The following is a 22651-nucleotide window of genomic DNA, read 5'->3' on the forward strand; positions in this document are numbered from 1 at the left end:
AGCTGCACCAATGACTCTGGACGGCAAAAGGATTGCGATCCTGGCAGCCGACGGCGTGGAAAGGGTCGAACTCGAGCAACCGCGCGAAGCGCTGCGCGGGGCCGGCGCCCACGTCGACTTGTTGTCGCTGCAGGCCGGTGAAATCGAGGCTCGTGATCACGACCTGCAGCCCGCCGGTACATTCACCGTCGACCGGGAGGTGTCGGCCTGTTCACCGGCCGACTACGACGGCTTGATCCTTCCCGGCGGGACCGTCAACCCGGACAAGTTGCGCGCCGACGAGTCGGCCGTTTCCTTCGTTCGTGATTTCGTCGACTCCGGAAAGCCGGTCGCCGCAATCTGTCACGGTCCCTGGACGCTGGTGGAGGCCGGTGTGGTGGCCGGCCGAAGGCTGACCTCCTACCCGAGCATTCGCACCGATCTCCGCAATGCGGGTGCCCGGATTGTAGACGAAGAAGTGGTGGTCGACGGGAACCTGATTACCAGTCGGTCACCAAAAGATCTGTCGGCCTTTTGTTCAACCATTTTGCGGCAATTGACGCAGGCGCCTGCAGATTCGTCCGGTTGAGGGCCGGACGACTGGTTTCAACGGCCCGTTTTGCGGGCATCAAGACGCCGAGCCGTGATCGTCGCGGCATCCGACGGGTCGAGAAAGGCTTGCCGTGACGACCACTTACCCTGCGCCTAGCGAATCCCTGCTCGCCGAAGGGGTTTATCAGCCCCAATATGATTCTTTCCTGCTCGTCGACACCATGCGGCGCACAGGTTTGATTCCCCAGCGCCGGGTGCTCGACCTGTGCACGGGTTCGGGTTTCGTCGCGATCGCCGCCGCCGAGATGGGTTGTGCCAGTGTGATCGCCTATGACATCTGTCCGTCCGCGGTAAGCCACTCGCGGGGCAACGTCCGTGGTGCCGGGGTCGATGTCGATGTGCGCCAAGGCTCTTGGGTGAAGGCCCTTGGCCACGGCCCGTTCGACGTGGTGGTCTCCAATCCGCCTTACGTGCCGGCTCCACCCGTCGACGACACCGATTCGATCGCGTCGGTCGCCGGGCCGTCCCGGGCGTACAACGCCGGGCCCGACGGCCGCCTGGTGCTGGATCCGCTGTGTGGTTCGGCGTCGAAGCTGTTGGCCGAGGGTGGGTCTCTGTTGCTGGTGCACTCCGCGCTCTCCGGTGTCGACAAGACCCTGTATGCCCTGCGCGCGACCGGGCTATACGCTGAGGTCGTTGCCTCACAGGTAATTCCGTTCGGCCCGGTGTTGACGGCGCGAGCACAATGGTTGGAGCAGACCGGTCGCATTGCGCGCGGCTGCCGGCAGGAGGAGATCGCGGTGATTCGGGCGGACAAGCGGTGAGCACGACTCGGGTACAGGTGATTCCGAACGGACCGGTGCTGGTCTCCGGGCCGGCGCGCATCGAGACACCCGGCGGTGGTGTGGTGGAGTCCGACCGGTTCATGGTGGCCATCTGCACGTGTCGGCGTAGTCAGGAGTATCCGCTGTGCGACACCAGCCACCGCAGGTGCCGCGGCCCCAAAGTCGGGCGCCTGCTCGCTGACAACGCCTGAGTCAGCTGAGCGGTCGCCGCAGCGACGACCGCTCCTGCTTCCAGCACGACATGATCGCGTCGGCCAGCCGGTCTTCGACCGCGGCGTGCGCGCGGATTCCGAAGACCACGTCGCCGTTCAGATGTGGTTCGCGGGCGAGCAGATCGCCCACCACGTCTATCCGTACCACCTGCTCATGTACCGCATCGGCTTCAACGTGTTCGCGGTAGAAAGCCGCGCAAGCCGCCGGTGCCTGCATCCGCTGCAGCGCTTCGACCATGCGTCGCGATCCCGGCGGCGAGGTGATCTCGGTGGACGCGAAGTGTCCCACCGCGGCACCGCGCCAGCGCCGGTGCAGGCCGAACAGCGACATCAGGTTCACCACCGCCAGCGATTCGGCCGGCACCGCGTCCAGATAACCCAGGTAGGTCGAATCCAGGCCGGCCGCGTCCATCAGGTCGACGAACAGTTGCTGGTGCATGTCGGGGCCCCGGCCGGCGCCGTACTCGTCGAATTCGATCGCGACGAAAGCCGCCTTGGCGGTCCCGGTCAGCCGCGGGATCGCGAATGCATGCGGATCCCCCTCTTTCAGGTGATACAGCGAGCGGTGCACGAAATACTCGCGCATCTGCTCCCATGTCCCGCTGTCCCGTAGATACCAGGACGGACCGGAGCCGTCGCGCGGTTCGATGGTCAGCGACTCCATCTCCGCGGCCGCCGTGTGGTCGGCATCGATGGGCCCCACGTCGCGGCGTACGCCGGCCAGGAAGACGCGCTCCAGCTCCGCACGCAGCCCCAGCAGGGCGGGGTTCCACTCCCACCCCGGATCCACCGCCGCGAAGCCGCGGTAGTGCAGTTCGTAGCACATGTACAACGCCAGCTGCAGGTCCAGCCCGTACGGGTCGGAGTCGCGCACCGATGCGCCGATGCGGCCCGAGGGCTCGCGCGAGGCGGGAGTGGTGAGAATGCGGCGTACCGCCGTCGACAAGGGTCCATGCGCCGCCGGCAGGGCCGGTTCGACGCTGATCGACGTGTGAGTCACCACGATCCTTTACCCCGCTGGCGGGCGGGCAAACGAAAGACGACGTCGATGGTGGTGCCGTCCGGGCGATTTTCCACGTCCATCGACTCGGAGATGGCCCTCATCAGCGGCAGGCCGCGGCCCCGATTCGCCGGTTCGGCGGACGGGGGCTTCCAGGAGCCGAAGTCGGTGATGCGCGCGTGAATCTTGCCGTCGACAGCCTCCATCTCGAGGTGTATCGCTCCGACGTCGTGTCCTCGGTAGGCATGCTCCACGCAGTTGGTGCATGCCTCGCTGATTACCAGCACAATGTCGGCGGCCGGCAGTTCCGAGACGTCGGCGGACCGCAGCCAGGAGGTCAACGCGCGCCGGATCGGAGCCAGTTGCACCGCGGTGGCCTCGGTCTCGATGCGCAGCGGTGCCAACCGGTGCCGGTACACCACCATCGCGACATCGTCGTCATAGCCCCCGGGCGGTGCCAGCAGGTCCAGCACCGCGTCAGCCACGGCATTGACGGGCAGTCCGACGGTGTCGGTCAGGACTTCGGCGACCCGTGCCAGTCCGTCGTCGATCGACTCGTGCTTGCGTTCTACCAGGCCGTCGGTGAACCACATCAGTGTCGAACCCGGCGGTAGCAATTCGGTTGCCTGCGGCCGGGTTTCGTTGCGGCGCACGGCCAGCGGCACCGACCGGGCGTCGGTGAGCAGCGTCGTGGCGGTGGTCCCGCCGGCCTCGGTCTTGACCAGCACGGCCGGCATGTGGCCGGCGTTGCTGTACTCCAGGACGCCGGATTCGGTATCGAGGATTGCCAGGAACACCGTCGTGCAGTACGCGTCGGGAATCAGGGCCGCCGCGGCATCGAGCTGTTCGAGCAGGACGGCAGGTTTGGCGGCAGTAAGCAGTAGCGCCCGCGCCGAACTGCGCAACTGACCCATGATCGCCGCCGCCGGCAACCCCCGGCCCACGCAGTCGCCGACGACGATGCCGATGCGTCGTTCGTCGATCGGTAGCACGTCGTACCAGTCGCCGCCGATCTCCAGCGGCGGCACCGCCGGCTCGTAACGCACCGCAAAGCCGGGCGGTGGTGTCATCGGCGGCAGCATCGCCCGCTGCAACGTCAGGGAGGTCACGCGTGCGGTCTCGAACTGGCGGACATGCTGGATGGCCAGGCTCAGGTGGCCGATGAGCACCGTCACCAGGAGCTTGTCCTCGGCGCTCACCCAGCGTGGCGAACCGAGTTCGAGCCACAGCGCGACGTCGCCGCTGCCGGAGAGCATGGCGACCAAACCTCGTGTCTTGCCCGGGGCATCGGGCCACTCGACCGTCTTCGCGGTCAGCGGCAACTGGTGACGGGCGTCCAGGAATATCTCTTTCAGCTCCGGATCGATTGTGCGCCAGGTGGATTCGGCTGGCTCACCGGCCACTACGACATTCGGTTCGCCGTCGCCGGGCGGCCACATCACCGCGATCACGCGACGCACGTCGACCGCCGCGCGACTCTCGTCCAGGGTGATCTCCAGCACTTCGGCCACACTCTTGGCCACGCTGACCGAGGTGGCCAACCGCATCACCGCGCTTTCCCGGGCGGCAAAGGCCCGTTCGGCGGTGATGTCACGTACCGTGCCGACGTACATGTCAGTCTCGTCGCCCGGGTCGCGAACCGCGTTGATACTGACCGCTATCCAGGCCCGTTGCCCGTCCGGACGGCGGATCGGTATCTCGTACTCGGCACTGCCCTGCTCGCGCACGCGTTGCTGCTCCTCGTAGGTGCCTTGCCGGTCGACCAGCCACGGTTGCGGCCACGAGTAGGGCAGACCCTGCGGGCCGTACCCCAGGATCTCGGCGAAAGCGTCGTTGATCTCGACGACCGCACCGTCCTTGTCGGCGACGAAGAAGCCCTCCTGCAACGAGTTCACCAGCGCCGTGCGGAATCTGTCACGGTCGGCGAGGTCTTCGGCGCGCGCCCGCACCTGAGCGTATCGCCTTGTGCCGTCGATGAATCCGCGAGTCGCAACGTCCAGGGGGGCCAGCGTCTGCAACACGAACTCCAATGCGACGGCGCGGTCGACCGGCCCCGTCTTGGCGAGGTCGTCGAGCAGCCAGAACGTGTTCTCGATGATGTCGAGCACGCTGACCTGTTCCTGCAGTGCCCGGCGCCCGAGTTCGTGCCCGACGGCCAGCGTGTCCTCGTCTCGCGTATCGAGATAGGCCCGCAACGCGGCCCGGTACTGGTCCTGGAAGTCCCCGGCGTCGGTCATGGCGTGATACCCCGGTGCCGCGCGGCCAGTACCGTCGCATCGTCGGATTCTTTGGCGTGCTTTGTCAGGATCTGCTCGGCGATGTCGGCAGCGGAGGCCGCGAAGTCGATGTGCTCGAGGTGGTCCTCGGCGATGCCGTCGCTGGTGATCACCAACAGATCGCCGGTGCGTACCGAAACCGTCTGCGCGGGCCTGGTTTCCGGGATGCGGTAGCCGATGATGCCGCCGACCAGTCTGGCGCTGGACCGGACTTGGACACCGCTGACACTCTTGGCCACCAGGTTGGCACGGACGTTGCCGATTCCGGTCCAGGTCACCCTGCTGGACGGGAAGTCGATCCGGGCCAGGGTCATCGCGGCGCCCCTGGTCCCGGTCAATACCCGGTGGCAGAGCGCGACCAGCACCTCCAGCCGTTCGCCACGGGCATTCGCGAGTGCTTCGACGCCCGCCAGGGCGGCGCCGGCAGCGGCCGGCCCGTGGCCGAGGCCATCCAACACACCGAACAGCGCGGCGTCGCCGTCGACGTCGACCGCGACGGCCTGGTCGCCGCACAGCTTCTCGCCCGGACGGGGGCGACTTGCCGTCGCCCATTCGATCGGCCCGAACCGCCCCGCAGACCGGGTGCCGTCAGGCACGGGCCGGAACCCACTTCCACATCTCGACGACGGTGCCGTGTCCGAGCGAGGACTCCACGATCACGCGGTCCATCAGCCGGCGGGTACCGGGCAGCCCCATGCCCAGGCCGCGTCCGGTGGTGTACCCGTCTTCCATGGCGCGGTCGATGTCGGCGATCCCGGGACCCTCGTCCTCGGCCCGGACAACCAGGGCCCGGCGGCCTTCCCGGTCGGCGACGGCGACGCGAACCTCCCCGTGGCCGGCATAACTGGTGATGTTGCGCGCGATCTCGGAGATCGCGGTAGCGATCATGGTGACGTCGGTCAGCGAAAACCCGAGGTCCAGGGCCAGTTGGTGACCGGCTTTGCGGGCGGCGACGATGTCGTCGGAGGTGTTGATGGCGACCACGGTTTCACCCACCACCGTCGCGCCCGATCATCGATTTGCCGAGCCCCAACTGTTTGTTCAGCAGAGCGATGCCTTCTTCGAGGTCAAGGGCGGTACTCATGTCGTCGAAGGCCAGTCCTAGCTGCACCATGGCGAAGGCCACTTCGGGTTGCAGGCCCACGATCACCGTGGTGGCCCCGCGCAACCGGGTCATGTGTGCGATCGTGCGCAGCGACCGGGCCGCGAAGGAATCCATCACGTCGATGGCCGTCACATCGACGACGATGCCCTGGGCGCGGAACCGGCTGACCCGCTCCATCAGGTCTTCGCGCAGACGCTCGGTGTCGGAGTCGGTAAGGGCGGCCTGCACAGTGGCGATCAAAATCGCGCCCTGCTTCAAGATCGGTACTGGCATGGCCTACCCGCGGCTTTATTCGCCGGTGCGGGTGACTTCGTAACCCAGCAGGCGCTCGGCTTCTTCGATGCCGCCCTGCAGGTCGCCGACGGCGTTCATCTTCGACAGGTCCAGCCCGATGGTCACCAGCGTCAGGGCGATCTCGGAGGACAGGCCGGTGATGATGACGCTCGCGCCCATCAGTCCCGACGCATCCACCGTCTGCACCAGGTGGTTGGCCACCGTGGAGTCGATGGTCGGCACACCGGTGATGTCGATGACGACCACCTTTGCGCGGTTGGCGCGGATGGCGCGCAGCAACTGCTCGGTGACCTGCCGGGCACGCTGGCTGTCGAGCACGCCGATGATCGGCAGAATCAGCAGCTGCTCGCGCACCTGCAACACCGGCGTCGACAGCTCGCGGATCGCCTCCTGCTGTTGGCGGATGATGCGCTCGCGCTCCTGCACGAAGCTGACGCCCACGGTGTTGGCGATTCGGTTGGCCGCCGGCTCGTAGGCGTCCAGCACCCGGTTGAGCATGTCGAATTCGGCCTGGTACTTCTCGAACAGCGACCGAGCCAGCACGTCGCGCAGCAGCAGCACGATGCCGAGCACCTCGTCGGTCTCGACTCCCCGGGGGATGATGCGTTCGGAGAGGTCGCGCGCGTAGTCCTGCAGCGCCTCGACGCTACCGGTCTCCAGCACCTCCACATAGTTGTCGTATACGGCGGTGGCTTCGGAGAAGATCTCCTCGGGCGTCATCGCCGTGAGCAGTTCCGCCTCGGTGATCCGGCGGGCCCACTCCTCGCGCAGTGCCGTCCGGTTTCGTCGGAGGTGCTGGACGAGTTGGGGCAGCAAACCTTCGGAGGAAACGGTGTTACCAGTGCTGCTGGATTCTGACGGAGAATCTGACATGTGTGCTTCAACCTCCAGCCCCGGTAGGCCGACCGAGCGTCGCGTCGCGCTCACTGGCCGCTATGGGGAGAGTAGCTTGAGGCTGTGACGTGAGACGTGTTGAGGTCTTCTACTTCTTGCGGTAGGCACGGCAGGCTAGGCTTGCAGCACACTCGCCGACTCGTGAGGCCCGGACTGAAGGATCGCCAGTTGTCAGCTCCTGATTCGATCACCGCCACGGTCGCCGACCATGACGGGGTCGTCGTGCTCAGTATCGGCGGTGAGATCGACCTGGTCACGGCGCCGGCCTTGGAGGAAGCGATCGGCGGCGTGATGGTGGACCATCCCTCGGCGCTGATCATCGACCTGTCCGCGGTGGAGTTCCTGGGCTCGGTGGGATTGAAGATCCTGGCGGCCACTTACGAAAAGCTCGGCGATTCGGCGGGATTCGGCGTGGTGGCACGCGGCCCGGCGACCAGGAGGCCGATTCACCTGACCGGTCTGGACAAGACGTTCCCGTTGTACCCGACGTTGGACGACGCCCTGACCGGGGTGCGCGAAGGCAAGCTGAACCGGTAGAACGCCGGTGCCGGGATAACGTTTCTGTCACGAATCAAGATCACGATCCCTTAAGAATTCGCGCCGTTTTCTGAGAACTTTGGCTTTATCAGCTTGTTTGCTTAGCTAAAGAAGCCACTGGAGTTTCTTGCGTCACATATTTATCAGCACCGGCCGGGTGCCCTTGTCCGCTGTCCGCGAGCAGACACCGGGCACCCGTTTCCGCCTCCGCTACTTTGGATTTCAGGGCTCGGGACCCCAACGATCGGTTCACTCATTCGGAGGAACAAACATCATGAAATTCAGCAGTATCGTCGCTCGCCGGCGCGTTGCCGGTATCAGCGCCGGTTGTCTGCTCGGGGGAATCGCCATGGGTATCGTCGGCGCGCCGTCGGCCGCTGCCGCACCCGACTGCAGCCCGGAGGGCGTCAACGCCACCGTCTCGTCGGTGCGGGGCGCGGCCGAGCAGTACCTTGCCGCTCACCCGGGCGCCAGCCAGGTGGTCACCGCGGCATACGGGCAGCCGCGGGGCGAAGCAGCAGCCAACATCCGGGGCTACTTCACCGCGCATCCCAACGAGTACTACGACCTGCGCGGAATCCTGGCGCCGATCAGCGACACCGAACGCCAGTGCAATGTAAAGGCGCTGCCGCCGAACCTGGATTCGGCCTACCAGGAGTTCATGGCCGGCTGATAGGTCCCAGCACGTCCCCGACGACCCGCCCCGACGAAGTGGCGGGTCGTTCGGCATTCCGGCGCGCTGGTGCGCACTCGCAGGTGTGAGCGGTAGGGGAGCGGGCTATCCACCGGTCAGCCGACGTGACGTCGGGGACAGCGGAGCATGGAAATGCGGCTGCGCCGTAGTGTGCTGACCCGCGATCGCGTGCTGGCTTTGGGCCTGCATCTGGTTGACCTCGGCTACTTTCGCGCCGGCGGCGAACAGTACGCCGAGGAGAACGAGTCCTACGGTCTGGCCACGCTGCTGTGCGAGCATGTGACCCTGCGCCGCAACGCGGTGGCCTTCGACTACCCCGCCAAGAGCGGTGTGCGGCGCACCTACGAGATCGAGAACACCGAGGTGGTGCGGGCGGTGCGCGCGTTGCTGCGCCGAACCGAATGCGTTGAACGGCTGCTGATGTGGCGCAACGGGTCCGCATGGGTTGAGGTGCGTGCCGACGACCTCAACGCTCGTTTCGAGGAGTTGGTCGGCGCCGACTACAGCGTCAAGGACCTGCTTACCTGGCATGGCACCGTGCTGGCGGTCACCGCTTTCGCCGACGCCGATCCGCCGGTGTCGCAGCGAGTGGCCAAGCGCGTCGAGGCTGCCGTGATGCGGGAGGTGTCCGAGGAGTTGGGCAACACCCCCGCGGTTGCCTGCGGATCGTACGTCGACCCCCGGGTCGTCAGCGGCGGGATGTCGCGCAGGAAATGCTGGAGAAGGCGACGAGGGTCATGATCCGCCGAATAGCCAAGGGCGACAACAAACCCGGTGCATCAGCGTTGGCCAGGACGGCATAGGCCGCGGACTTCGTTTGCCGGATTTTGTCCAGAAAGCGAACCTCGGGTACGCCGAAGTTCAGCCGGGGCGCATGGGGCGGAATATCATGAGGCTGGTGTGCGCAGATTCGCGGCGAAAGAGGGGTCGCCGGTGGCCGCTGGTGGGGAGATTTCGCTACCTGGCCCGTGAGGACCGTTGGGAGTGGTCGGAAGAGGTTGCACGGATGCACGGCTACGAGCCGGGCAGCGTCCAGCCCACCACCCAATTGCTCCTGAAACACAAACATCCCGACGAGAAGCCGACCGTTCCCGAACTCATCGAACAGGTGCGCCGGCACGGCGCCGCCTTCAGCAGCCGGCACCGGATCGTCGACACCCGCGGCGAAACACACGTCGTGGTGGTGGTGGCTGACCGGTTCGGCGGCCCGGACGGACGGCTGCTCGGCGTCGGCGGCTACTACATCGACGTCACCGATCAGTTCGACGCCGACTTGCAGAAGCACCTGAGCGAGGCGTTGCTGGCGGTCGATTCGCGACGCGCGGTTATCAATCAGGCCATGGGCATTCTGATGTTGCGCTACGGCGTCAACTCGGATTCGGCCTTCGATCTGCTGGTGAAGTTGTCGCAGGAGTCCAACGTCAAGCTCCGCGACGTCGCCGAGCGGGTTGTCGACGAGATCAGCGCTCAGGACGCGCTCGATGACAAGGGCGACGCCGCTGAGCGGGTGGACCGGCTGCTACGCACCCGAAACGGCTCATAGCGCGTTCACTGCTGGAGCGTGGCGTGCGGGCTCTGGCCGTAGGTCTTGCGGTAGAGGGCGGCGAACCGCCCGGTGTGGGCGAAGCTCCACCGGTGTGCGACTTCGCTGACGGTGGTGGTGGACCGGTCGCTGTCGATCAGTTCCTGGTGGGCGCGGTGTAGCCGGACCCGGCGCAGATACTCGGTGGGTGTGGTGTCCAGATGCTGCCGGAACAGATACTGCACCGCGCGAGAGGTCATGCGCAGCGCGTCGGCGATGTCATTGACCCCGATCCCGTCGCCGGCATGCCGGTGGATGAAAGCGATGGCGCCCTTCAAGGTCGGCGGCACCGACGGATTGCACAGCAGTTCCTGGCCGTCGCTCATGTTGGACGGGAAACATTCGAGCAACGCGGCGCCGAGCAAGTGACCGGCCGCGGCGACGACCAAGGGCTGTTGCGCGGTTTCCGCGTAGGAGAAGCTGGCGATGACGTAGTCCAGCGCCTGGGTCCAGGTTCGCGCGACCGCCGTCGAGCGGGGACGGCAACTGGCGAACCGGATCTGCTGGGGTAGGGGTCCGGCCTTCTCCGCGGCGACCTGGGTGAGATGCCGCAGGTCCATCCGCACCACATGGAATCGCGCCGTGTTCGCCTGTACGGCGCACGGCAGCCCGTCCGCCGCGATCACGGGGGAGTCCATCCTGGTGCCGGGATCACCGGCCAGCGTCAGCGAGCCCGCCCGAGGGTGGATGACCACCACCGCGTCGGTGGTGCGGATCTCACAACCCACCCGGCCTTCGATCAGCACCTCGTCGATGGTGACCGCATCCGATTCGAAGCGCTGATGTGTGACGGACGAGCCCGTCGAAAGACTGCTCGTCCGCCAGCCCGGTGTGTAGGCATGCGCGAAGAATTGTCGTGCCGCCTGAGATTCGGCGGTATAGAACTTCTCGTACCGGACCCCCGTGCGCGTGTCGGGCGATCGGTCGGTGGGGTCCGCTGCATGAATCAGGGTGGTCATTGCCGCGTCGTCCTATGCTGTCGCGGCGGTTGTCAGGGGACTCGCCTGGTGGTAGGTGCTCAGCGCATCGAGCGCGATGCGGTCCCAGGCGAAGCGCGAGATCGCGCGGCATCGGCCGGCCGACCCCATGCTGTCGCGCTGAAAGCGTTGACCCTGCAACGCCTTCAAAGCGATAACCAGTTCGCGGGGCTTGGATTCAGGCACCAGCAGGCCGGTGACGCCGCCGATCACGGTGTCCGTCAATGCGCCGACGGCAGTGCCGACGACCACCTTGCCGCCGGCCATGGCCTGCAACGCAGGGGTGGCGCGGGGCGCCAGCCGCGGGGTACAGGCGACCACGTCGGCGGACCACAGCAGAGCCGGGAGGTCTGCGGCGGCGACGTGCCCCGCGAACACAACGCGATCGTTCACCCAACACTCGGTGGCCATCCGCTTGAGCCTGGTTCGTAGCTGCGGGTCAGGCCGGTCGGCAGCTGCCGTCTCAGCGATGACCAACTCGCTGCCCGGGATGTGCGGCAGCGCCTGGATGGTCCGGTCCAATCCGTGCACGGGCGCCAGACTGGGCGCGACTTGTAGTATCCGGTGCTTTTCGTTCTCCGGCCTTTTCGGGTCGGCTCCCACGTAGCGCTCGACGTTGATCCCGACGGACAACACCGATGCGCGAGCCCGATTGTGGCGCATTCGCGTCAGCACGTCGAGTTCGTCGCTGCTGCCCGCCGTGACCCAGGCCGCGCTGCGGATGAGCAGCGGTTCGAGGCGGGCGCGCTCGAAATCGGCCGGGTTGCCGCCGCCCGGAGCGGTCGCCGCCAGACCGTAGAAGCTCTGAACGGTGGTCAGGCTGAAGTGGCGGGCCGCCAACTGTGCGGCCAGTCCGCCCAGCCAGCCGAAGCTGTGCACGATGTCGGGCGGTTCGGTGGACCAGCGGCGTTTCAGGTCAGCCGCCCATTCGCCGACGTGAGGCAAGACTTTTGCCGGGGATGTCGCAACGGGCGGTCCGACGCCCGCCGGCTGTGTCAGATACGGGAGTTCAATCTGCCCGGCCGGTTGCTCAACCTGTTGACGCGGGTAGGCGGTCACCGTGTGACCCTGGCCTGCGAGGGCTGCGCAGAACTGTCCCCACTCCTCGCCCGCGGCGCTTCCGGCAAAGCCGTCGGAGCTCATATCGTCGCCCCAGACAACAGCGATTCTCACGAGAGGTTGGGTTACCGACTCCGCTGCCCGGTAAACGGCGCCGACTAAGCGATTCGTTTACTGGACATTCGGGGCCTGGTCCACGACCTCCATCAGCAGCAACGCCCGGCTCGGTTGACCGCGTCCACCTGCGGTGTTGAACAGCGTTGGAAGAATTGCACACTAATTAAGGGCGTTAGAGCCGATTTTCGGATCCGACGAGCGCCCATACCGTCTTGCCGGTGGGTGTCGGCGCACTGCCCCAGGCCCGGCACAAGCAGGAGACGATTGCCAGGCCGGATACCGACTCGGCGCCGCCTCGCTGCTCATGCCGGACCGCCGCCGCCTGACTGCAGTCTTCCACGGCGATGGTCACTGCGTCCTTGAAGCTCTCCACGATCAGCACCGGCGCACTGGCGGTGTGCTCGAGGACGTTCTCGACGAAAACGGTCGCCACGGTGCTGGCCGCCGGAATCAGGTGATCGACAGACCACGCGGTGAGCCACTCGCGTACCCTCGCCCGGGCAAGACGGATGCCTACCCGGCTGCGCGGGAGGGCAGCGCGGTCGCGGCGGCGAAAGTCGAGAGTCGCGGAATCGGTGACGGCCAGGGCGGCATTGTGGGTGGGGTAAACCGGCACATACCTGGTAACGCCGCAAGCGGCGATCTCCCGCCGCGCTGCGACTTGTCCACACACCAGAGCGACCGGCACGTCGGGCCAGATGTTGACATGCCAGCGGGCGCTGGTGAACACCGACCAAGCCGAGGGGGAGGGCACTGCCAACCGGTTGACGTCGACGATGACTGCGCTGGGCTCGTCGAGTGCCGCCTTGATCACCCTGTCGCGCAGGCCCCGGTACGTGGAGCTGTCCAGTATGCCGTCGGCATACAGGATCGGCGTGTCGCCGTGGCGGTACAGGACGACGGTGATGGCGCGATGGGAGTCAGTCACCGGCGGGCCAGCTCGGCCGTTTCCTGCACTACCAGATGGGACAACGCTGCAACGCCACCTGCCGAAGCGCCTGTCGTGACCACTCCGTGCAGCTCGCTCGGTCCGTTGCTTTCCTGCATCATTGAATCGCATACCCTCTTCAAGTCCACGCAACCGCACTATCGCCGACCAGAAATCCCGCGCGGCCCACGTCCGATCCGCCGGCATGGGTTGCCCGAATGGACGTGCGTCCGGCTTCTGAAAAGAGTGCGGCCCTGGCCGGAAGGCCAGGGCCGCTGCAAGTGGCCTGCTACTGATTGGCCTTCTGCCGCTCCTCGGCGGCTTCAGCACCACCGCGCGCGGATTCGGCTTCGGCCTCTTTCTTGGCGACGTCGCGCTGGGCGTCGGCCTTGTCCTGCTGAGCCTGGCCTTCGTTCTTCAGGTCGTCGCTACCGGTGACGGTACCGACGGCTTCCTTGGCCTTACCCTTGATACCCTCGGCGACACCTTTGACGCCTTCCTGGGGTCCACTGTCCTTGTCGCTCATTCGTTTTCCCATCTTTCGTGGCGCCGCAACTCGTGGCAACGCTGTGTGTGTGTTCCCCCTCTGGGCAACGTGAAACAGTGGAGGTTGCCGTGCCGTATTCGTCTATCAAGAACGAGAAGCTGTACAAAGACCTGCGCAAGAAGGGCGACTCGAAAGAGAAGGCCGCGCGGATCTCCAATGCCGCCGCCGGGCAGGGGAATTCGAAGGTCTCACGTACAGGCGGCCGATCCGGCTCGTACGCGGACTGGACCGTCACGGAACTGAGGAAGCGGGCCAAAGAACTTGGTATGTCGGGCTACTCGGGTCTGACGAAAGACAAGCTGGTCGCCAAGTTGCGTAACCACTGACCGGCGATCAGTCGGGCGGTTCCACATCCGATCCCTGGACCGGGGCTTCCTCGCGTTCGGCCGCATTGCCCGGCACCTGCCGGTCCCGGCGCTCGTCGGCCACATTCTGACCCAGCTCGTCGACCACTTCTTCGAGGTCCTGGTCACGGCGCAGGCCACGGCTCGGTTGCGGTTCCATGGTCGTAGCGGGTACCCCGAATCGCCGGGTTTACCCCGTTTGGCCTCAGCCTCGCAAACCCAGTCGGTCGACCAGGACCAGAAACGCCGCCGCGAAAGCATGGTCGGTGGTCTGGGCGGCGATCTGATCCCAGTCCAACTGTTCGCGAACCGCTCGCGCCGCCGGGATCAGCTTCGCGAAATCACAGTAGTGCTCGGTGAGCGCGCGCAGTTTTTGAATGAAGACCGTCGTGGGCGGGAGTACCGGCATCGGCAGTGCCAGCACGACGCGCTCTTCGGCACCCGCCAGAGTGTCGGGAGTGACGATCACGCCGTTGACCCGGTGCAGGACATCTACCAGCGTCTCGCCGAAATGCGCCTTGAAGAGCCAGTCCTCCGGCGGGCGTTCGATACGGAAACCGGCTTTGCCGAGCGTCGTCGCGGCGGCCGGTACGTCCGCCTCGGCCACCACCAGGTCGACGTCGTGGGTCGGTTCGGGTGCGCCGTAGGCCCACAACGCATAACCGCCGGCCAGCGCGAACGGCGGCCCGTGCTCCTTGAGCGCCGACGCCGCACAACGCAGTGCTTCGCGAAGTTCGGTGCAGCGCGGCCCGGTTGACTCGGTCATGGTCGTCAAGGCATACCCGGCCTTTGCCGGCCGCAACCTGATGCCGTGTTGTGTTGTCAGGCAATCGTTTAGTCGGTGCTGAAACGGGAAATTAGCAAAGTTATGTCCGCCGCAGCGTCACGCACCAACGACCAGGTTGCTGTGGCTATTCCCGCTCGCAGTCGGCCTACGGGGAGGATGTTGACTTGGTAGCGAGGTTCGAGCATGCTGGCTACCGACTTTGCCGAGGCACCGCACGATCGGCTGTTACTTCGGCGCGAATCCCGGCTCGGGCGCCATGCGGATTTGCTGACAATTTGAGCATGCTCTCTGAAAGCGTAATGGGAGATTGGCATGACGGCCGGATTGGTTCAGCACTGGCTGGAATCGGGACGATTGGAATTGCCGTTGCCGGCCGCGGGTTACACCGCGGAACGCCTGCAACAGCTGGCACGTTTGGCGCAAGACGACATCGCGGCGGCTCGCATTGCCGAAGCCCACGTCGACGCGGTCGCCATCCTGCACGAACTGGGCGGCAAGCCGCCGCAGGCGGGTCAACTCTGGGGGGTGTGGGCGGCCGACGGACCGGAGGCGAAATTGTCCGCATCCAGCGTCTCCGGGGATGAATTCCTGCTCAACGGCACCAAAGTGTGGTGTTCGGGTGCCGGGTTCTGCACCAACGCGCTGGTCACCGCGCACCTGGAAGACGAAGGCGGCCAAGGCCTGTTCGCCGTCACTCTCACCGACCCGGGGGTCAAGCCGCTGCCCAGCACCTGGTGGAACCCTGGGATGGCAGGCAGTGACACTCGTTCGGTTCAGTTCCACAACGTGCACGCCGTCCTGGTCGGCGAGCCGGGTGACTATCTGACCCGTGCGGGGTTCTGGCACGGCGCGATCGGCGTCGCCGCCTGCTGGCTGGGCGGAGCACGGCGGGTCGCCGACCCGCTGTACCGCTGTGCCCGCAGCGAGTCGGCCGACGCCTACGCCCTGGCGCACCTCGGGGCGGTCGACGCCGCCCTCGCGGCCGGTGACGCGATGCAGGCCGCCGCGGCGGCACAGATCGACGCCGATCCCTTCGACCGGACCGGCACCGCACAGCTGCTGGCCCGCCGGGTCCGCGCGGTGGCCGAACACGCCGTCGATGAGGCGATCACCCGCACCGGACGCGCGCTCGGGCCCGGCCCGCTGTGTCAGGACGGCCGGCACGCACAACGGGTCGCCGACCTGACGATCTACATCCGACAAAGCCACGCCGAGCGGGACCTGGCGGAACTTGGCCGCCTGGCCGGGCAGCTGAGCCGTTGAGGAACGCGCGGGAGGGCGCCCGGAGTACGGGAGGTGCCTTGCGGATAGCGACCTTCAACATCCTGCATGGCCGCACCGTCGGGGACGGCGTTGACCCACAGCGACTGTGCGACTGTGTGCGCCGCCTGGATCCCGACGTGCTGGCCCTGCAAGAGGTCGACTGCGACCAGCCCCGGTCCGGGAGGGCGGATCTCACTGCCGCCGCTGCCGAGGCGATGGGCGCGGTGGAACACCGGTTCGTGGCCGCTGTCTCCGGAACCCCGGGAGCGACGTGGATGGCCGCCACCGGACGGGAACAGCCCGGCACGGCGGCCTACGGCATTGCGCTGCTGTCCCGCTTCCCGGTGAGCAGCTGGCAGGTGGTGCGGTTGCCTCGCATCCCGATGCGCTTGCCGATGTACCTGCCGGGCCCCAACAAGGTGATGATCGTCGATGAGGAGCCGCGTGCGGCAGTGATCGCGCGCGTGCGTACTCCGCTGGGGCTGATGACCGTCGCCAACACCCACCTGTCGTTCGTTCCAGGGTGGAATGTGCGCCAGCTGCGCCGGCTGGTGCGTGACCTACGCGGTCTGCCCGGGCCGCGACTGCTGGTCGGCGACCTCAATCTCACGCCCGCACCCGTGCACCGCTGGACGGGCATGCGGCCGCTGGCCTCGGCCGCGACGTTTCCCGCCGCCGAACCAACTCGTCAGCTGGACCACATCGTGACCGACGACAACCAGTTGCGCGCCGCGGCCGCGGTTGCCGAACTGATGCCGATCTCCGATCACCGGCCGCTGGTGGCCAACCTGCACCGGTAGTTCACTCCTGCTGGCTGCGCGCCTCAGCGCCCGTCATCCCGGCGTCGAAGTCGTCGTCGGCGGCCGTGCGTCCCACGTAGTCGCCGTCGTCGTCGCGGCCGTCGCGGGAGTTCGCGACGTGCTCGTCGCCCGCCCCGTCTCCTTCGCTCCGCTGTTTGCCACCGGTCATCACGACCTCCTTCGGGTCTTTGGTTTGGCGGGCCGGCCTGCGGTCGGCGCTAGGGCAGGCAGCGTGCGGCGGGCACCAGCTCAGCGCCCATATTGCGTTCCATCATCTTCAGCGCGGCCGCACCGAGTCCCTCGTCGATGTGCGCGACGGCGTCGGCTGGAACCACCACGTCGTAGTGGCGCAGGTAGCCGTCGAGCGCGCTGTAGAGAACGCACTGCTCGGTGACCTGTCCGGCCAGCACCAGGCGCCGGGTCTTCAACCGGTCCAGCAGGTAGTCGAGTGCCGTGGAGTAGAAGACGCTGTGTCGCACCTTCGTCAGGATGCAGGTGTCGGACGGCGGCACCAACGGCTTGACCAACTCGGGGCGCTTGCCGTCCACCGCGCCGGAGATGATCGTGTGATGGTCGGCGGTGAAGTCACCGTGGTTGTCGTTGACGTAGATCAGGTCGACACCGTCGTGGTCGCGTGCATCGTTGATCAGCCCGACGAGCGGATCGATGATCTTGGCGACGTTGTCGGCCAGCTGCTCGCCGTCAGGATGGTCGTAGTCGTTGAACATGTCGATGATCAGCACAGCGGTATCACTCACAGTCGACTTGTACCCCGCTCTCGGGCAACTCAACAGGACGGTGAGCGATCCTTGAGTCCGCTGCACGAAAATAGCCAGCGCAGAAACTATATCTATAAGATATAGTAGCCTGAGTATTTTTCCTTCGTCTCGCGTGGGAGTGAGCATGGGTTACATCGCGACAGAGCCGCTCGCGGCAGGGCCGGCCATGAGCAGCGACTCCGGCGAGCGGACCATCAGCGTGCCGGGCCTGGTGGCCGCGGCGATCTGGGCGGTGGGCCTGGTGATCGGCCTGGTGGCCATGGCGGGCGGACACGAGCTGTTCGCGGGAGTGTCGCTCGTGGTCGCAATCATGTCGCCCTGGTTCGGCCTGGGGTGGGTGGCGCGCAATCAGCGGGCGGCCATGCGTCGTCAACGTGCCGGCTCGGACCAGGTGCCGCCCGCTGCGGGCGGGTGGCCGGTGCTGCAACTGACCTCGCGCTGACGGGCCCTTAGCACACGGGCGAATTCTTCTTGCTTGAAGGTGTGTGGGGCGCTTCCGAATGGGGTACTGCCTGTGCCAACGGGCGACCCGCGGGGGAAGCCCAGCCCCCTCCGCAGGAAGGACTGCCATGACGACCCTCAGCGACTACGACGCCCGCCGCGTGACCGATGCCGACGCCGCGGACCACCCCGCTCTTGGTGACCTGGGCCCAGTGCCGAAGCTGACCACGGCAGTGGTCGACGACGACCCCAACGACTCGCTCTTCTTCGAACTGCCGGGTGCTGACCTGTCCGGCGAGGAGTTGTCCGTCGTGGTGATCCCCAAGCGCTCCGACGAGTTCACCTGCTCGTCCTGCTTCCTGGTGCAGCACCGCAATCGGCTGCGCGTGTCGAGCGGCGGACGCCAGATCTGCGCCGACTGCGTGTGACGCTTCGCTCTCGGCGCGGCGGGGAGGACAATCGCTGCGTGTGAGCCCGCCTCCCGGACTTCCTGCTCCGCGCGGGTTCCGTGGCGTCTTCGCCGCGACGTACGCCCTGGCCTATCTGCTGGGCGGGGAGCGACGGATGTTGCGGCTGATCGCCCGGTACGGGCCGGTCATGACGATGCCGATTCTGAGCCTGGGTGACGTGGCGATCGTCTCAGACCCGGCGCTGGCCAAGGAGGTTTTCACCGCCCCGACGGAGGTGCTGCTCGGCGGGGAGGGAGTGGGGCCCGCGGCGGCCATCTACGGGTCCGGATCCATGTTCGTGCAAGAGGAACCCGAGCACCTGCGGCGACGGAAACTTCTGACCCCCCCTTTGCACGGCGCCGCCCTGAGCGCTCACGTGCCGATCATCGAGGCATCGACGCGCGCGGCCATGCGCCAGTGGCCGCTCGACCGTCCGTTCGAGATGTTGCACGCCGCGCGGGCATTGATGCTCGACGTCATCGTCAGGGTCATCTTCGGTGTCGAGGACCCCGACGAAGTGCGGCGACTGGGCCGGCCGTTCGAACAATTGCTGAAACTCGGCGTATCCGAGCAGTTGACCGTGCGCTACGCGTTGCGTGGTCTCGGCACGTTGCGGGTCTGGCCGGCCAGGGCGCGGGCCAACCGGGAGATCGACGACGTCGTCATGCCGCTCATCGCCGCGCGCCGCGACGACCCGGGCCTGGCCGGGCAGCGCGACATCCTGGCCCTGCTCATGTGTGCCCGCGGAGACGACGGAAGAGGCTTGTCGGACAGCGAGATTCGCGATGACCTCATCACCTTGATGTTGGCCGGCCACGAAACCACCGCGACCACATTGGCCTGGGTGTTCGACCTGCTGCTGCATCATCCCGATGCGCTGCGGCGGGTGCGCGACGAGGCCGTGCACGGGGGAGAGGCTTTCACGACGGCGGTGATCGACGAGACGCTGCGGCTACGCCCGCCCGCACCGCTCACCTCGCGGGTGGCGGCGCAGCCGTTTCGCCTCGGTGGCTATCTGATTGCCGCGGGAACGCGGATCGTGGTGCACATCATCGCCGTCAACCGCGATCCTGCCGTCTACCAGCGGCCCCGGGAGTTCTGGCCGGAGCGATTCCTGGATGCCCGGCCCCAGACCTATGCCTGGCTCCCATTCGGCGGCGGGGTGAAACGCTGTCTGGGGGCCGCATTCTCGATGCGGGAGCTGATCACCGTGCTGCACGTGTTGCTGCGTGAGGGTGAGTTCACCGCCGTCGATTCCCGGCCGGAAAAGGTGGTGCGCCGCTCCATCATGCTTGTTCCGCGCCGCGGCACCCGGGTTCGGTTTCGGCCGCTGCAAGAATTCGGCTAGAGCCTTTCAGACACCAATCAGAACTATGCGTCCGCGGCACTGGGCATTCAGCATCGTCGGGGCGGTGGTGTTAGGGGTGTTCTGCGCGATCGCCGCCTTGACCCAGCCCGAAACCGGCGCCAAGGGCCGGCGCGAGGCAATTCTGGCGCTGGTGATCTCGGCCGCGTGGGTGGCGCCGTCCGTAGTGATTGGACGCCCAAATCCGGGGTACTCCCACATTGGATCGGCCAATTAGACAGCGTTCAACAGAAGGGGCGCGACGTGATCATCCTGGGAATTATTCTGCTGCTGATCGGCTATTTCGCCGGTATCCCAATTCTCTACACAATCGGCGGCATACTCGTGCTCGTCGGTGTGATTCTGTGGATTCTGGGTGCGGTCGGGCGCCCGGTGGGTGGCCGAAAAGTCTGGTTCTAGCGCACTCGCCTGCGCGCTGAACTAGTTGCGTCGGACCGGAACCGCAGCGAAGCGGTTTCGGTCCGACGCGCTTTTCATCACCCCGAGCGGTTCCGGGCGGCCTGCTGACGAAAGCTCGAACTGAGTCGGGGTGGCGGGATTCGAACCCACGGCCTCTTCGTCCCGAACGAAGCGCGCTACCAAGCTGCGCCACACCCCGCTTGAAGCCTCGACAGCCTATCGCACGGGACCAGCCAATTCCCAAACGGCCGGTCGCCGCCCTGCATAGATTCAGTCCCAGCGGCAGGAGCGTTCGAATTCGGCCAGTGCCCGGGCGGGGCCGCTGGGATCCAGCCCGGCGTCGGCGACCCACTGGTCGTCGAAGTAGGTGTCGGCGTACCGGTCGCCGCTATCGGCCAGCAGCGTCACCACCGAACCGGCGCGGCCGGCCGCAACCATCTCCGCCAGCAGGCCGAACGCTCCCCAGAGGTTGGTGCCGGTCGACGGGCCCACCCGGCGCCCCAGCACCGCGCTCACGTGGCGGGCGGCGGCGATCGAAGCCGCGTCGGGCACCGCGACCATCCGGTCGACCACCGACGGCAGAAACGACGGTTCGACCCGCGGCCGGCCGATGCCCTCGATCCGCGATGACGCGCCCGTGACGAGATCCGGCCGATGCTCGGCATAGGCCGGAAAGAACGCGGAGTTCTCCGGGTCGACGACGCACAGCTGGGTGGCGTGCCGGCGATAGCGGATATAGCGGCCGATGGTGGCGCTGGTTCCGCCGGTACCGGCGCCCACCACGATCCAGGCGGGGATGGGATGCGCCTCGTAGGCCATCTGCAGATAGATCGACTCGGCGATGTTGTTGTTGCCGCGCCAGTCGGTAGCCCGTTCCGCGTTGGTGAACTGGTCCAGATAGTGGCCGCCGGTCTCCTCGGCAACCCGGGCCGCCTCGGCGTACACCTCGCTCGCCCGCTGCACGAAATGGCAACGGCCGCCCTGTGATTCGATCAACGCGATCTTGGATGCGCTGGTCGCCGCCGGCATCACCGCGACGAACGGCAAACCCAGCATCGCCGCGAAATAGGCCTCCGACACCGCGGTGGAACCCGAGGAGGCTTCGACCACCGTCGTGCCCTCACCGATCCACCCGTTGCACAGCGCGTAGAGAAACAGCGATCGAGCCAGTCGGTGCTTCAGGCTTCCGGTGATGTGTGTCGTCTCGTCCTTGAGGTAGAGCTGTACGTCGGCCCCGGGACCGCTGCCGGCCCACGCCGAAGGCAGCGGATAACGCAGCAGATGGGTGTCGGCGCTGCGCCGGGCGTCCGCTTCGATCAGCCTGATCGCATTGTCGGTCCAGCTCCGGGAGAGACTCCGGTCCGCAACCCGCGTCTGCGTCAACGTACCGACATGGTTGGCTGTGAACGCCCCAGGTTGCTCGTCGAATCGCGGCCACCCATCGGGGTCGCGATCAACGTCAGCAGGGTCGCCTCAGGCCGGCAGCAGAACCGCACCGGCGCGAACGGTGAGGTGCCGATCCCCGCCGAGACGTGCAGCCGAGTGTTCGAGCCCCACTGGGAGACACCCTTGGCCCGCGAGCGGTCCAGGCCGCAGTTGGTGACCAGCGCGCCGTAGAACGGCAGGCACAGCTGTCCGCCGTGGGTGTGGCCGGCCATGATCAGCTGGTAGCCGTCGGCGGCGAAGCGGTCCAGCACCCGCGGCTCCGGCGAGTGCACGAGCCCCAGTCGCAGGTTGGCGGCCGGGCTGGCCGGTCCCGCGATCGTGTCGTAGCGGTCGCGGTCGATGTGCGGGTCGTCCACGCCGGCGGCGGCGACATGCAGACCCGCCACCTCGAATTCGCGCCGGGTGTGCGTGAGGTCCAGCCAGCCTCGCTCGGTGAATGCCGCCCGCAGATCCTGCCAGGGCAATGGCTCGCCCTTGATTCGGTGATCCGGGTTGGTCAGGTAGTTCATCGGGTTCTTCAGACGTGGCCCGAAGTAGTCGTTGCTGCCGAAGACGAAGACGCCCGGCCGGGCCAGCAGATCGCCCAGCGCCTGCACCACGGCGGGCACCGCTTTGGGATGTGCGAGGTTGTCGCCGGTGTTGACCACCAGGTCAGGCTCCCAGCCGGCCAGTTCGCGCAGCCAGGCCTGTTTACGCCGCTGGTTCGGTGTCATGTGCAGGTCGCTGATATGCAGCACCCGCAACGGCGTGGAGCCCGGGCTCAGGACGGGCATGGTGACCTCGCGCAGCACGAACGCGTTGCGTTCGACGAATGCGGCGTAGCCGATCCCGGCGACCGCGGAGCCCAGCGCCGCGGCACCGGTACGCGCCAAGACAGGAAGCACCCCGCGACGATCCGATCCGCGCAGCGGACCGGCGAGGAGCGAGGCAGTTGGACGCAAGTCAGCCATGCACGCAGAATACTGCCGGGAACCGACTC

30 protein-coding genes, 1 tRNA gene and 1 pseudogene are annotated in these 22651 nt (G+C 66.7%); 15 read left to right on the forward strand and 17 right to left on the reverse strand.

Annotated features, from left to right (window positions below; all coding sequences use genetic code 11):
• Positions 1 to 10: 10 nt before the first annotated feature.
• The 3 genes from AC5Y7D_RS07870 to AC5Y7D_RS07880 all read left to right on the forward strand — a co-directional run bounded on the left by AC5Y7D_RS07870 (position 11) and on the right by AC5Y7D_RS07880 (position 1567).
• Positions 11 to 568, forward strand: a complete 558-nt coding sequence (locus AC5Y7D_RS07870; protein ID WP_499922865.1) for a type 1 glutamine amidotransferase domain-containing protein — start codon at positions 11 to 13, stop codon at positions 566 to 568.
• A gap of 94 nt (positions 569 to 662) precedes the next feature.
• Positions 663 to 1355, forward strand: a complete 693-nt coding sequence (locus tag AC5Y7D_RS07875; RefSeq protein ID WP_499922867.1) for a HemK2/MTQ2 family protein methyltransferase — start codon at positions 663 to 665, stop codon at positions 1353 to 1355.
• Positions 1352 to 1567, forward strand: coding sequence for a CDGSH iron-sulfur domain-containing protein (locus AC5Y7D_RS07880; protein WP_499922868.1), 216 nt, complete (start codon positions 1352 to 1354; stop codon positions 1565 to 1567). The genes AC5Y7D_RS07875 and AC5Y7D_RS07880 overlap by 4 nt, the downstream gene beginning before the upstream one ends.
• A gap of 1 nt (position 1568) precedes the next feature.
• Here AC5Y7D_RS07880 and AC5Y7D_RS07885 read toward each other — a convergent pair whose 3' ends face one another.
• Genes AC5Y7D_RS07885 through AC5Y7D_RS07910 form a run of 6 tightly spaced genes read right to left on the reverse strand, consistent with a single transcriptional unit; the run spans position 1569 to position 7136 of the window.
• Entirely contained in the window at positions 1569 to 2588 is a 1020-nt protein-coding gene (locus AC5Y7D_RS07885) for an iron-containing redox enzyme family protein (protein ID WP_499922869.1), read from the reverse strand.
• Complete coding sequence (locus AC5Y7D_RS07890) at positions 2585 to 4825, reverse strand: SpoIIE family protein phosphatase (RefSeq protein WP_499922871.1); 2241 nt, start codon at positions 4823 to 4825, stop codon at positions 2585 to 2587. The genes AC5Y7D_RS07885 and AC5Y7D_RS07890 overlap by 4 nt, the downstream gene beginning before the upstream one ends.
• Positions 4822 to 5421 carry a SpoIIE family protein phosphatase gene (locus tag AC5Y7D_RS07895; protein WP_499923161.1) on the reverse strand — a complete coding sequence of 200 codons (600 nt, stop codon included), beginning with the start codon at positions 5419 to 5421 and terminating at the stop codon, positions 4822 to 4824. The genes AC5Y7D_RS07890 and AC5Y7D_RS07895 overlap by 4 nt, the downstream gene beginning before the upstream one ends.
• 31 nt (positions 5422 to 5452) lie before the next feature.
• Positions 5453 to 5848, reverse strand: a complete 396-nt coding sequence (locus AC5Y7D_RS07900) for an anti-sigma regulatory factor (protein WP_499923164.1) — start codon at positions 5846 to 5848, stop codon at positions 5453 to 5455.
• A 4-nt stretch (positions 5849 to 5852) separates the two neighbouring features.
• A complete protein-coding gene (locus AC5Y7D_RS07905; RefSeq protein WP_065132435.1) occupies positions 5853 to 6242 on the reverse strand; it encodes an STAS domain-containing protein in 390 nt (129 codons plus the stop codon).
• 15 nt (positions 6243 to 6257) lie between these two features.
• A complete protein-coding gene (locus AC5Y7D_RS07910) occupies positions 6258 to 7136 on the reverse strand; it encodes an STAS domain-containing protein (protein WP_499922873.1) in 879 nt (292 codons plus the stop codon).
• A 189-nt stretch (positions 7137 to 7325) separates the two neighbouring features.
• Here AC5Y7D_RS07910 and AC5Y7D_RS07915 point away from each other — a divergent pair, with 189 nt between their 5' ends.
• From AC5Y7D_RS07915 to AC5Y7D_RS07930, 4 genes and pseudogenes are all read left to right on the forward strand, one after another.
• Positions 7326 to 7694, forward strand: coding sequence for an STAS domain-containing protein (locus AC5Y7D_RS07915; protein WP_499922876.1), 369 nt, complete (start codon positions 7326 to 7328; stop codon positions 7692 to 7694).
• Positions 7695 to 7968: 274 nt separating this feature from the next.
• A complete protein-coding gene (locus AC5Y7D_RS07920) occupies positions 7969 to 8367 on the forward strand; it encodes a heme-binding protein (protein WP_499922878.1) in 399 nt (132 codons plus the stop codon).
• A gap of 174 nt (positions 8368 to 8541) precedes the next feature.
• Positions 8542 to 9191 (forward strand): annotated as a pseudogene (locus AC5Y7D_RS07925) (DNA topoisomerase IB); the annotation flags it as partial.
• Between the two features lie 140 nt (positions 9192 to 9331).
• On the forward strand, positions 9332 to 9931 hold the full coding sequence (locus AC5Y7D_RS07930) for a PAS and ANTAR domain-containing protein (RefSeq protein WP_499922879.1): 600 nt from the start codon (positions 9332 to 9334) through the stop codon (positions 9929 to 9931).
• A gap of 5 nt (positions 9932 to 9936) precedes the next feature.
• On the opposite strand, the gene AC5Y7D_RS07935 is transcribed toward AC5Y7D_RS07930, so the two are convergent.
• The 4 genes from AC5Y7D_RS07935 to mbp1 all read right to left on the reverse strand — a co-directional run bounded on the left by AC5Y7D_RS07935 (position 9937) and on the right by mbp1 (position 13577).
• Positions 9937 to 10929, reverse strand: a complete 993-nt coding sequence (locus AC5Y7D_RS07935) for a helix-turn-helix transcriptional regulator (protein ID WP_499922880.1) — start codon at positions 10927 to 10929, stop codon at positions 9937 to 9939.
• A 12-nt stretch (positions 10930 to 10941) separates the two neighbouring features.
• A complete protein-coding gene (locus AC5Y7D_RS07940) occupies positions 10942 to 12120 on the reverse strand; it encodes a glycosyltransferase (RefSeq protein WP_499922882.1) in 1179 nt (392 codons plus the stop codon).
• 175 nt (positions 12121 to 12295) lie between these two features.
• A complete protein-coding gene (locus tag AC5Y7D_RS07945) occupies positions 12296 to 13051 on the reverse strand; it encodes an STAS domain-containing protein (RefSeq protein ID WP_499922884.1) in 756 nt (251 codons plus the stop codon).
• A 289-nt stretch (positions 13052 to 13340) separates the two neighbouring features.
• Positions 13341 to 13577 carry a microaggregate-binding protein 1 gene (mbp1, locus tag AC5Y7D_RS07950; protein WP_499922885.1) on the reverse strand — a complete coding sequence of 79 codons (237 nt, stop codon included), beginning with the start codon at positions 13575 to 13577 and terminating at the stop codon, positions 13341 to 13343.
• A gap of 89 nt (positions 13578 to 13666) precedes the next feature.
• Here mbp1 and AC5Y7D_RS07955 point away from each other — a divergent pair, with 89 nt between their 5' ends.
• The gene (locus AC5Y7D_RS07955; RefSeq protein ID WP_499923166.1) at positions 13667 to 13924 is read left to right on the forward strand and encodes a DUF7218 family protein; all 258 of its coding nucleotides are present in this window, start codon (positions 13667 to 13669) and stop codon (positions 13922 to 13924) included.
• 7 nt (positions 13925 to 13931) lie between these two features.
• On the opposite strand, the gene AC5Y7D_RS07960 is transcribed toward AC5Y7D_RS07955, so the two are convergent.
• The gene (locus AC5Y7D_RS07960) at positions 13932 to 14102 is read right to left on the reverse strand and encodes a hypothetical protein (RefSeq protein ID WP_499922887.1); all 171 of its coding nucleotides are present in this window, start codon (positions 14100 to 14102) and stop codon (positions 13932 to 13934) included.
• Positions 14103 to 14147: 45 nt separating this feature from the next.
• Positions 14148 to 14750 carry a nucleotidyltransferase family protein gene (locus tag AC5Y7D_RS07965; protein WP_499923168.1) on the reverse strand — a complete coding sequence of 201 codons (603 nt, stop codon included), beginning with the start codon at positions 14748 to 14750 and terminating at the stop codon, positions 14148 to 14150.
• A 291-nt stretch (positions 14751 to 15041) separates the two neighbouring features.
• Here AC5Y7D_RS07965 and AC5Y7D_RS07970 point away from each other — a divergent pair, with 291 nt between their 5' ends.
• Both AC5Y7D_RS07970 and AC5Y7D_RS07975 read left to right on the forward strand, forming a co-directional pair.
• Positions 15042 to 15992, forward strand: a complete 951-nt coding sequence (locus AC5Y7D_RS07970) for an acyl-CoA dehydrogenase family protein (RefSeq protein ID WP_499922890.1) — start codon at positions 15042 to 15044, stop codon at positions 15990 to 15992.
• A gap of 38 nt (positions 15993 to 16030) precedes the next feature.
• The gene (locus AC5Y7D_RS07975; protein WP_499922892.1) at positions 16031 to 16792 is read left to right on the forward strand and encodes an endonuclease/exonuclease/phosphatase family protein; all 762 of its coding nucleotides are present in this window, start codon (positions 16031 to 16033) and stop codon (positions 16790 to 16792) included.
• Position 16793: 1 nt separating this feature from the next.
• Here AC5Y7D_RS07975 and AC5Y7D_RS07980 read toward each other — a convergent pair whose 3' ends face one another.
• A complete protein-coding gene (locus tag AC5Y7D_RS07980; protein WP_499922895.1) occupies positions 16794 to 16961 on the reverse strand; it encodes a hypothetical protein in 168 nt (55 codons plus the stop codon).
• Positions 16962 to 17010: 49 nt separating this feature from the next.
• Entirely contained in the window at positions 17011 to 17550 is a 540-nt protein-coding gene (locus AC5Y7D_RS07985) for a cysteine hydrolase family protein (RefSeq protein WP_499922896.1), read from the reverse strand.
• 145 nt (positions 17551 to 17695) lie between these two features.
• Between AC5Y7D_RS07985 and AC5Y7D_RS07990 the strand changes: the two genes are divergently transcribed.
• The 5 genes from AC5Y7D_RS07990 (at position 17696) to AC5Y7D_RS08010 (ending at position 20226) form a co-directional block, all read left to right on the forward strand.
• On the forward strand, positions 17696 to 18013 hold the full coding sequence (locus AC5Y7D_RS07990) for a hypothetical protein (RefSeq protein WP_499922898.1): 318 nt from the start codon (positions 17696 to 17698) through the stop codon (positions 18011 to 18013).
• Between the two features lie 127 nt (positions 18014 to 18140).
• The gene (locus AC5Y7D_RS07995) at positions 18141 to 18440 is read left to right on the forward strand and encodes a DUF4193 domain-containing protein (protein WP_499922899.1); all 300 of its coding nucleotides are present in this window, start codon (positions 18141 to 18143) and stop codon (positions 18438 to 18440) included.
• Positions 18388 to 19809 carry a cytochrome P450 gene (locus AC5Y7D_RS08000; protein ID WP_499923170.1) on the forward strand — a complete coding sequence of 474 codons (1422 nt, stop codon included), beginning with the start codon at positions 18388 to 18390 and terminating at the stop codon, positions 19807 to 19809. Before AC5Y7D_RS07995 ends, AC5Y7D_RS08000 begins: the two co-directional genes overlap by 53 nt.
• 25 nt (positions 19810 to 19834) lie before the next feature.
• Positions 19835 to 20044 carry a hypothetical protein gene (locus AC5Y7D_RS08005; protein ID WP_499922901.1) on the forward strand — a complete coding sequence of 70 codons (210 nt, stop codon included), beginning with the start codon at positions 19835 to 19837 and terminating at the stop codon, positions 20042 to 20044.
• A gap of 26 nt (positions 20045 to 20070) precedes the next feature.
• Positions 20071 to 20226, forward strand: a complete 156-nt coding sequence (locus tag AC5Y7D_RS08010; protein WP_499922902.1) for a hypothetical protein — start codon at positions 20071 to 20073, stop codon at positions 20224 to 20226.
• Between the two features lie 125 nt (positions 20227 to 20351).
• Here AC5Y7D_RS08010 and AC5Y7D_RS08015 read toward each other — a convergent pair.
• The 3 genes from AC5Y7D_RS08015 to AC5Y7D_RS08025 all read right to left on the reverse strand — a co-directional run bounded on the left by AC5Y7D_RS08015 (position 20352) and on the right by AC5Y7D_RS08025 (position 22622).
• Positions 20352 to 20425 (reverse strand) — tRNA-Pro (locus AC5Y7D_RS08015).
• Positions 20426 to 20496: 71 nt separating this feature from the next.
• Positions 20497 to 21609 carry an L-cysteine desulfhydrase Cds1 gene (gene cds1, locus AC5Y7D_RS08020; RefSeq protein WP_499922903.1) on the reverse strand — a complete coding sequence of 371 codons (1113 nt, stop codon included), beginning with the start codon at positions 21607 to 21609 and terminating at the stop codon, positions 20497 to 20499.
• Positions 21606 to 22622, reverse strand: coding sequence for a metallophosphoesterase (locus AC5Y7D_RS08025; RefSeq protein WP_499922904.1), 1017 nt, complete (start codon positions 22620 to 22622; stop codon positions 21606 to 21608). Before AC5Y7D_RS08025 ends, cds1 begins: the two co-directional genes overlap by 4 nt.
• Positions 22623 to 22651 lie beyond the last annotated feature (29 nt).

The organism is Mycobacterium sp. NGS49, assembly GCF_059812565.1.